The 9,482-nt window shown below is 66.8% G+C and carries 8 protein-coding genes; 3 read left to right on the top strand and 5 right to left on the bottom strand.

Annotated features, from left to right (window positions below; all coding sequences use genetic code 11):
• Positions 1–24: 24 nt before the first annotated feature.
• Positions 25–510 (bottom strand): cyclic pyranopterin monophosphate synthase MoaC, encoded by a 486-nt coding sequence (gene moaC / locus IMZ29_RS21620; RefSeq protein ID WP_216188218.1) that lies wholly within the window; start codon positions 508–510, stop codon positions 25–27.
• A gap of 146 nt (positions 511–656) precedes the next feature.
• On the opposite strand from moaC, the gene IMZ29_RS21615 reads away from it, so the two are divergent.
• Both IMZ29_RS21615 and IMZ29_RS21610 read left to right on the top strand, forming a co-directional pair.
• Positions 657–2,255, top strand: coding sequence for a peptide chain release factor 3 (locus IMZ29_RS21615; protein ID WP_216188216.1), 1,599 nt, complete (start codon positions 657–659; stop codon positions 2,253–2,255).
• Between the two features lie 54 nt (positions 2,256–2,309).
• The gene (locus tag IMZ29_RS21610) at positions 2,310–2,969 is read left to right on the top strand and encodes a hypothetical protein (protein ID WP_216188214.1); all 660 of its coding nucleotides are present in this window, start codon (positions 2,310–2,312) and stop codon (positions 2,967–2,969) included.
• Between the two features lie 96 nt (positions 2,970–3,065).
• Here the strand turns inward: IMZ29_RS21610 and bfr are convergent, their stop codons facing one another.
• Positions 3,066–3,545, bottom strand: coding sequence for a bacterioferritin (gene bfr / locus IMZ29_RS21605; RefSeq protein WP_216188212.1), 480 nt, complete (start codon positions 3,543–3,545; stop codon positions 3,066–3,068).
• A 124-nt stretch (positions 3,546–3,669) separates the two neighbouring features.
• Positions 3,670–3,990 carry a (2Fe-2S)-binding protein gene (locus IMZ29_RS21600; RefSeq protein WP_216188210.1) on the bottom strand — a complete coding sequence of 107 codons (321 nt, stop codon included), beginning with the start codon at positions 3,988–3,990 and terminating at the stop codon, positions 3,670–3,672.
• 239 nt (positions 3,991–4,229) lie between these two features.
• On the opposite strand from IMZ29_RS21600, the gene IMZ29_RS21595 reads away from it, so the two are divergent.
• A complete protein-coding gene (locus IMZ29_RS21595; RefSeq protein ID WP_216188208.1) occupies positions 4,230–5,645 on the top strand; it encodes a mannose-1-phosphate guanylyltransferase/mannose-6-phosphate isomerase in 1,416 nt (471 codons plus the stop codon).
• Between the two features lie 81 nt (positions 5,646–5,726).
• Here IMZ29_RS21595 and IMZ29_RS21590 read toward each other — a convergent pair whose 3' ends face one another.
• Positions 5,727–9,089, bottom strand: a complete 3,363-nt coding sequence (locus IMZ29_RS21590; RefSeq protein ID WP_216188206.1) for a glycosyltransferase — start codon at positions 9,087–9,089, stop codon at positions 5,727–5,729.
• Between the two features lie 66 nt (positions 9,090–9,155).
• A partial coding sequence (locus IMZ29_RS21585) for a hypothetical protein (protein WP_216188204.1) occupies positions 9,156–9,482 on the bottom strand: 327 nt, incomplete at its 5' end.

Here is a 9,482-nt window from a genome sequence, read left to right as displayed (position 1 = left end):
TCTGGGTGAGCGTGGCCTGCATGATCAGAGCACTCCGAGAATGGCGACGTCCAGACGCAATGCCGCGCCCGCCAGGGCGACCACGATGCCTTTGTCCGCCGCCTTGCACATGTCGTAGATCGTGAGCGCGGCCACGCTGCAGGCCATCATGGCCTCCATCTCGACGCCCGTCTTGTAGTCGCTGCGGCAGGTAGCTGTAATGCGCACGCTGCCCGCCTCGGCCTCGAGCGCGAAGTCGATCCCGACGAAGCTCAACGGCAAGGTGTGGCACAGGGGGATGAGCTCGGCGCAGCGCTTGGCGGCGAGCACACCGGCCACGCGCGCCGTGTTCAGCACGTCGCCCTTGGCGACCGCGTGATCGGCCAGTTGGCCAAAGGCGCCCGGCGACATCCGCACCCGGGCTTCGCAGACTGCCACGCGCGCGGTGACGACCTTGTCGCCCACGTCGACCATGCGGGCCTGACCGGTCTCGTCCAGATGGCTGAGGGAGGGGACATCGACTGAATTCATGGCAGGACGACTAGGGCAGACCGGGGTGATCCCCGATGGATCCCCTCTGGCTTCGATGATAGCCGAGGCCCCAGGTTCCCGTACGCGTGCATGCACTCGCCCACTCGGGGGCCCGCCCGCGCGCAAGCAGGTAAAATCCTTGCCCCATGAACATCCCTCAGGAAGTCGCCCGGCGACGCACATTCGCCATCATCTCCCACCCGGACGCGGGCAAGACCACGCTGACCGAGAAGCTGCTGCTTTTCGCAGGTGCGATCCAGATCGCCGGCAGCGTGAAGTCGCGCAAGGCGTCGCGCCACGCGTCCTCGGACTGGATGGAGATCGAAAAGCAGCGCGGGATCTCGGTGGCCTCCTCGGTGATGCAGATGGAGTACCGGGACTGCGTCATCAACCTGCTCGACACCCCGGGCCACCAGGACTTCTCCGAAGACACCTACCGCGTGCTCACCGCCGTGGACGCCGCGCTCATGGTGATCGACGCCGCCAACGGCGTGGAGCCGCAGACGATTCGGCTGCTGCAGGTCTGTCGCGCGCGCAACACGCCCATCATCACGTTCGTGAACAAGATGGACCGTGAGGTGCGCGAGCCGCTGGATCTGCTCTCGGAGATCGAATCGCACATCGGCATGGATGCCGTGCCCTTCTCGTGGCCGGTGGGCATGGGCCGCAGCTTTCGTGGGGTGTTCGACATCCGCAACGACCGCATGCGCCTCTTCCGACCGGGCCAGGATCGCGTGAGCGACGAGGACGATTTCATCCACGGCCTGGAGAATCCGGTGCTGGCCGAGCGCTTCGGCGAAGATTTCGCCAAGGCCCACGGCGAGATCGAGCTGCTCACGGAAGCCGCGGTGCCGTTCGACCAGGAAGCCTTCCTCGCGGGCAAGCAGACGCCGGTGTTCTTCGGCTCGGCCATCAACAACTTCGGCGTGCAGGAAGTGCTCGATACGCTCGTCGAGCGCGCCCCGCCCCCGGGTTCGCGCCGCGCCGTCGAGCGCGAAGTCCAGCCTGACGAAGGCAAGTTCACCGGCGTGGTCTTCAAGGTCCAGGCCAACATGGATCCGTCGCATCGCGACCGCGTGGCCTTCGTACGCGTGAGCAGCGGACACTTCCAGCGGGGCATGCGCCTGAAGGTGAGCCGCACCGGCAAGGAGATCCGGCCCAACAACGTCGTGTCCTTCCTGTCGCAACGGCGGGATCTGCTCGACGAGGCCTTTGCGGGTGACGTCATCGGCATTCCCAACCATGGCGTGTTGCATTTAGGCGACGTTTTGACCGAAGGCGAGGCCCTGCAATTCACGGGACTGCCCTTTTTTGCGCCTGAATTGTTTCAAGCCGTGGAAGTGGCCGATCCCCTGCGCTCCAAGCAGTTGCGCATCGGCCTCACCCAGCTGGGCGAAGAAGGCGCCATCCAGGTGTTCCGGCCCCAGGCAGGCAGCACGCTGCTGCTGGGCGCGGTGGGGCAGCTCCAGTTCGAGGTGGTGGCGCACCGCCTGAAGACGGAGTACGGGGTGGAGGCACGGCTCATGCCGAGCCGCTACACGCTGGCGCGATGGATCTCGGCAGAGAACCCGGCCGATCTGAAGAAGTTCATGGACGCCAATGTGGCCAACATGGCTTACGACGTCGTGGACGCCGTGGCATTTCTGGCAACATCTTCCGCCCAGTTGCGCGTTGCGCAGGAGTTGTACCCCAAAGTACAGTTCCATGCACTGCGCGAACATGGCAGCCGCGTGTTCGCCTCGTAACCTGGCCCGTGGCGCCTTGGTGCGCCACGCTGCCCAACCTGGAGACTTGACCGCATGTGGGCCCGCATTTCGATATTCCTGGTCGCGGCGTTGCTCGTCGCTGCGGCAGCGGGCGCCTTCTTCGGCCATTTGCTCGTCCAGAACGCGCCCTTCGCCCCGCAGCAGGATACCCAGCCGAGCACCCCGATCTCCCAGGTCGGCGCCGATGGTCAGGCCTATGTGCCCGAGCCGCCGCAACCGCGCGTGGACGGCTCTCTGGGCGTGCCACAGCGCCGCGCTGCTGGCGAATCCGCGCCGCTCGTGTCGTTGCTCGAAGCCAACCAGAACCCTGGCATCGCCATCTCCACCTCGCGCGCGGACGATCTGGACAGCCTGATGGCACGTCTGCAGACCAACGGCGCAATGGGCCCGGGCCGCAGCGGCATTCCGGTGCCGAGCTTCCAGGAATCGGGCCAGCAGGGCGCACCAGCCCCGCGCGAACTGCCGCCGGAGCTCGCCTTCGCGGTGGCCCAGCCGGCGGAATCTGCACCGGCAGCCCCCGCCGTACCGGCTTGGCAACAATCGCTGCGCGACAGCCTGGGCCGCTGCGGCCGCCAGCGCTTCTTCAGCGAAGCGGAATGCGAGCAACGCCTTCGCGTGCAGTACTGTGAGCCCAACGGCGGTTGGGGCCGCGTTGCCGAATGCCCCGCCACGGCGCGCAACGCACGGTTCTGACATCCGGCGCTGACACCCTCTTCCAACGCATGAAAAAAGGGCTGGCACCTCGCGGTGCCAGCCCTTTTCGCTGTCGATGCGCCCGAAGCGCGCCGATCAGTCTTCGTCGGCTTCCATCTGCGACTGCAGATAGTTCTGCAGGCCCACCTGCGAGAGCAGACCAATCTGCGTCTCGAGGTAGTCGATGTGCTCTTCGGTGTCGTCCAGAATGTCCTTCAACAGATCACGCGAGATGTAGTCGCGCACGGACTCACAGTAGGCGATGCCGTCCTTGATGGTGGCCTGCGCACCCGTTTCGAGGTTCAGGTCGGCCTGGAGCAGTTCCGGGACGTTCTCGCCGATCTGCAGCTTGTGCAGATCCTGCAGGTTGGGCAGGCCATCGAGCATGAAGATGCGCTGCATGAGGCGGTCGGCATGCTTCATCTCGCCGATCGATTCTTCGTACTCATGCTTGCCCAGCTTTTCCAGGCCCCAGTGGCGCAGCATGCGGGCATGCAGGAAGTACTGGTTGATGGCGGTCAGCTCGTTGGTGAGCTGAGCGTTCAGATGCTGGATGACGGTGGGGTCGCCTTTCATGTGCTGCTCCTGGCATGGCGGTTCGGTAACAGCCGACACCTTAACAGCAGCGGAAGGCGCGTGGATGAACCAGCGTGTCGATCGTGACCGACTCTGAGACTGCCAACGAAGACGAGAATGAAACTCAGGCGGCCTTCGCCATCGCGTGCGGCGCACGCGAGACCCAACGAACCGGGGCGAACACGGGTGCCGAGGGGACGGATGGCGCACGCATCACAGGGGACGGCATCGCCACCGGGGCGACAGCCACCGCAGCCGGCGCGGCATGGCACGCGGCGGCACCCGGGCAATGGCGCGCCAGTACGGCTTGCGCAGCATCGGCACAGGTGCCGCAGCAACTGGCCACACCGGTGTCCAGTTGCAGGTCTTCCAGGCTGCGGGCGCCGTTGTCCACGCTGTGGCGCAGCTCGGCTTCCGTGATCGCGTTGCAGATGCAGACGTACATAGAGGCACAGACGAAACCGCTGGCCCGAAGGCTCACGGCAGGTTGGCGACGGTGATTGCCAAAAGGCAACCTAAACAGGAACCATTATTAATTAATATCTTATTCACCGCAACCCGTCCCGTGGTCTAGACCCTTTGTCTCACTGGCACAACGCGACCGGTGTCAGGCACGTCACGCCCCTCACAGGGCGTTACCCAAAAGGGCTGGCGGCCGATTTTGTAACAGCTATACTGCCCGCCATGAACATGGTCCCCGTTATCCTCTCCGGCGGCCGCGGTGCGCGGCTGTGGCCGGTTTCCCGCGAACTCCATCCGAAGCCGTTCATCCGGCTCTCCGATGGGCAAAGCCTGCTGCAAAAGGCGTTTGTTCGTGCCGCCTCACTCCCCGGCGTCGCTGAAGTCGTCACGGTCACCAACCGTGATCTGTACTTCAAGACGGCCGACGAGTATGCCGAAGTCAATCCCACCGGTGTGGCACTCGGCTTCCTGCTCGAGAGCGAAGGACGCAACACGGCACCGGCCATTGCCGCGGCGGCGCTGGCCATCGGCGAGCGACGCGGCGAGGACGCCGTGCTGCTCGTGCTGACCGCGGATCACCTGATCGCCGATCTGCCGGCCTTCACCACGGCTGTTACCCAGGCAGCCGAACTCGCCCAGCAAGGCCGCGTGGTCACGTTCGGGATCCGCCCCGAGCATCCCGAGACGGGCTACGGCTACATCGAGGCCCAGGGCAACGACGTGCTGCGCTTCGTGGAGAAGCCGGATCTGGAGACTGCGCGCGAGTACGTCGACAGCGGCCGCTTCCTCTGGAATTCGGGCATGTTCTGCCTCACGGTCAAGACCGCGCTGGCCGAGCTCGAGACGCACGCCCCCGAGGTGCTCGCCACGGCGCGCGCCACGCTGGCCGCCTCGCAACAGAGCACGGGCAAGCAGCGTTTCCAGATCGAGCTCGATCCGGAGACCTTCGCCACGGCACCGGATCTGTCGATCGACTACGCCCTCATGGAGAAGACACAGCGCGCGGCCGTCGTGCCGTGCGCCATCGGCTGGAGCGACGTGGGCTCGTGGAACGCGATCGGCGATCTCATCGAACCGGACGTGCACGGCAACCGCGTCGATGGCGACGCCATGCTGCACGACAGCGAGAACTGCTACGTGCGCAGCCATGATCGTCTGGTCTCGGCCGTGGGCGTGCACGACCTCGTCATCGTCGACACGCCCGATGCCCTGCTCGTGGCCGACAAGAACCGCGTGCAGGACGTCAAGCGCATCGTCGACCGCCTGCGCGCAGACGACCACGATGCCCACCGCCTGCACCGTACCGTGCACCGCCCCTGGGGCACCTACACCACGCTCGAGGAAGGCGATCGCTTCAAGATCAAGCGCATCGTCGTCACCCCGGGCCAGAGCCTGTCGCTGCAGATGCACCACCATCGCAGCGAGCACTGGATCGTGGTGAGCGGCATGGCGAGCATCGTCAACGGCGAGAGCACCATCAGCCTGGGGCCGAACCAGTCCACCTACATTCCGGCCGGCTGCCAGCATCGCCTGTCCAACCCGGGCAAGCTGCCGCTCATCCTCATCGAGGTGCAGAGCGGCGAATACCTGGGCGAAGACGACATCGTGCGCTTCGAGGACATCTACGGGCGCAACTGACACGGTTGGCGTCGCACACGCCATCGCTCAGTGAACCGAGGGGCCGCCTGACGCGGCCCCTTTGTCATGCTGGCACCGCGTTCAGCCCGGCCTGATGTCGTTGGCCACGCCATCGATGATGTCGTGCAGACGCTGGGCGATCAGCGGCCAGCGACGCGCGTCGCACCAGGCCCGTCCGCGGGCAGCCACGGCCTGCAGCAGCTTCGCATCGCTCATCAATGCCCAGATGCCCAGGGCGATGTCTTCCACGCTGGTGCCCGGCAGCCGGTGCACCGCATCGTCCACGTCGGCAAAGATCGACAGCGGCGTGACCGCCACCGCGCGTCCCGCCGCCAGGCCGCCCCGCACCGCAGCGCTCGAGGACTCCTGCGTCTCCTGGTAAGGGTAGACGATGAGATCGGCCATCTGCAGCCAGGAGAGGCTGTCGGCGTCGGACAGGAAGTCCGTGACGAAGGTCACCCGATCCTGCAGTCCGTGCTCAGCGATCAGCGCCTCGCAGGCCGCCTTCTCGGCGTCGGATACCGGGTTGGGATACAAGGCCGTGATGAGCGCCAGATGCAGGTCCGGTTCGGTACGGGCCAGGCGGGCAAAGGCCTGCACCAGAACTTGCGCACCCTTGTGCGGCAGCAGGAACCCATACATGGCAATGACCCGCCGGCCCGTCAGACCACGGGCCTCGCGCCACGCGGGCGATGGCTCGGGGGGCGCGGCCGGCACGCCGTGCGGCAGCAACTGCACGTTGTCGACAAGGCCAAAGGACTTCAACCGGTTCAGGTCTTCCAGCCCGTGCACGATGAGACGCTCGGCCCGCGCCAGGTCGGCCACGGCCGTGCGCAGCGACGCCCGGACCTCGCCGCGGTTGACGTCGGCGGTCGAGTGCAGCACCACGTAGCTCGGAATACCCGCCTCGCGGGCGCGACGCACCAGATCGCCCAGCGCCTGCACGGAGAAGAAACCGAAGTTGTACTGGATGACGAGCGCATCGATGCTGCGCGCCTGCAACGCGGCCTCCACCTCGTCCAGCTGCAGGCAGCTCATGTCCTCGCGCCAGTTGCGCACGACGAACTCCTCGTCCGGCGCGACCGGACGATCGGACCGGGCGGCGAACACCACCAGACGATCATCGGGGATGGCACCCCGCTGAAAGCCGCTGTAGCTGGCAATCCCGCACCGGGTATTCCAGGTGGTGACCCAACCCACGCGTGGCTGGCGCCGCCAGGTGGGCGCCTGCAGGGTGCGCTCGACCGCAGCTTGCGTACGCTCGGCCACGGCACGCCAGCTGTAGTCACGCTCGACCTTGTCCCGGGCCGCGCGCAGGCGCGGTTGCAGCGCCTCGGGCGTCGCCTGCCGGACGTCGCGCAGGAGCTCAGCCAGATGCTCGGCGCGTGGCTCAGCCCACACGGACTGCGCCGCACTCAGATGCGACTGCGCGAACACGAAGTCGTAATCGCACAGCCATGCTGTCTCTGGCGTGCAGAAGTCTGTCTGCCCGCCCCATGCCGTCACGATCACCGGCAGCCCCAGCAGCATGGCTTCCGCCATGGGCATACCGAAGCCTTCGCCCCGGCTGGGCGCGACGAACGCATGGCATTGTTGGTACAACCACAACAGCTGATCCGGCGGCACGTCTTCGTCGACCAGCACCACGGCCGGATAGCCCGCATCGCGCGCGCGCCAGCGCTTCAACTGGTCCGCCACGTCATTGTGGGGATTGGGGAAGGTCTTGATGATGAGGACGACGTCGTCACCGGCACGGAATGCCCGCCCCCACGCCTCGAGCAGCACGTCGATGCCTTTGCGCGGAAAGCACGAGGACACGTGCAGGAAACGGAACGACGCCCGCGCCGCCTCGGGCAGGTCGAGCGGCCGCGGCGCATGGGCCAGGATGTGGTCCACGCCCGTGCCCACCACCGCCATCGGCACGCGCACGCCGCTGTCGCGCAGGATCTTCGAGACCTGCGTGGACAGCGTCGTCACCAGGTCCAGGCCACGATTGAAGGCATCCACATAGGGTTGGGGAAACGCGGATTCCTCCCAGCCATAGGAATGCGTGACGCGTGCCAAGCCGCGCATGCCGTCAACCCATGGCGGATAGTGGAATCGCAGGCTCACGTCCGGCGCGACGCCCGTCGCTGCACATTCGGTCGCTTTCGCCTCCAGCCGTGCTGCCGCTGGCTCGCGCATGCGCAGCCACGTGTCGTCGGGCGTGCCGCCGCCCGTGCCGGTGGCGCGGTTCAGACCCACGTTCACACCGCGCGCATCCAGGGCCAGCCCCAAGTGGCGGTTCACGATAGCCAGGCTGTAGTACGAATCGATCGGACCTTCGACCTGCCAGTACGGCGGCGCGGCCGGCGCCTCGGCCAGTGCCGCCGGCATGCGCGGCGCCTGCCCAAGGCTTGCCAGGTAGTCGGCCAGGCCCTGACGCAGCAAGACAGGCTCGTAGCGTGCGAGATTGCGCCGCTGGCCGGCGATGATGCGTCGGCGCAGTCCGGGTTCGGTCAGCACCGTGTGCCAGAGCGACGCCATGGCGCGCGCATCCTTCTCCTCGGCATCCAGCACCAGGCCGCCCTCGCCCATCGTCGCCGCGAGCGCGCCGGCGTCGCGGGCGATGACGGGCACGTCGTGCTGCATGGCCTCCAGGATCGGCATGCAGAATCCTTCGTGCTCACTCAGGCACACGAAGAGCGAGGCCGTGCGGTAGTAGGCCTGCAACTCGGCCTCGCCCACCTTGTCGGTGAGCACGATGCGGCCGGCTTGCAGATGCGCACCCGCCTTCGCGCGCAACTGGTCGCGATAGCCTTCGCTCGTGACGCCGCCCACCAGCACCAGGCGTGCGGGTTGATCCACGACATGCAGGAACTCCTCGAAGACTTCGATGAGCTCGTGCTGGCGCTTGTTCTCGTTGATGCGACCGACGAACAGGATGTTGAGCTGCGTGCGCATCTGCTCGGCGGTGGGCCTGTCCCAATCGTGCTCGCGGGCGATGTCCAGATCGACGAGCAGCGGCAATGTCACCGCATTCCGGTAGCCTGCCTGCAGGAGCTCCGCCGTGTTGTAGTCGGACATGCCGATCGCACCCACGCACTGCGCTGCCCACTGCGCGAGCTGCTCGCGTCCCAGGCGACTGAGGGCGGGAAGCTCGTCGCCGGGCAGGAGGTGCACGGGCGTGATGTTGTGATAGACGAGCACGCGCGGCGCGGCCAGGCCATCGAGCCAACCGCCCTCGCGGTAGCCGAGGCTGTGATGCTGCAGCAGCAGATAGTCAGCACCGCCGGGCAGTTCGGTGAGCGGGCGCACCTCGTCGCGCAGCTCGGGCGGGATCTCCTGGCAGTAGATCTCGGAATCGAAGCCCAGTTCGCGCAGCAAGCGGCGCGTGTAGAACAGACTCTTCGTGACGCCGTCGCCAACGGTGCAACTGCGGTGGAACTGATGGATGGACGGCATGTCAGGCAAGACTCCAGGAAGAGACCGCGGTGCCGGCGCGGCACACAGGCAAGCAGGACACGGCGGTCAACGCGGCGCGGACTCACCGCGTTCGCGCTGGTCGGCATCGAGCCGGGATTGCAGCGTGCGGATCGTCAGACGCGCGGCCACGAGTTCGCGCATCAGGTCGGTCTGCGCGGCGCGCAGGGCGGCGACGTCCTGCGTGAGGCGGGCATCCTGCTCGTGCAGGTGCCGACGCCACCGCGGCAAAGTCGCCACCGCGCTGAACCAGGCTGCCAGGGCGCCGACGAACGGCAAGGCACGCACCCGCGCCCGCACACCGAGGCCGGGCCGACTGGCCGCGCGCACGCCGCGATACGTATAGGCGAGCGCCGGACCGACGACCGGCCAGCG

It is taken from the genome of Verticiella alkaliphila, assembly GCF_018904615.1.
Lineage (GTDB): Bacteria > Pseudomonadota > Gammaproteobacteria > Burkholderiales > Burkholderiaceae_B > Verticiella > Verticiella alkaliphila.
This window is presented reverse-complemented; position numbering and strand designations above follow the sequence as displayed.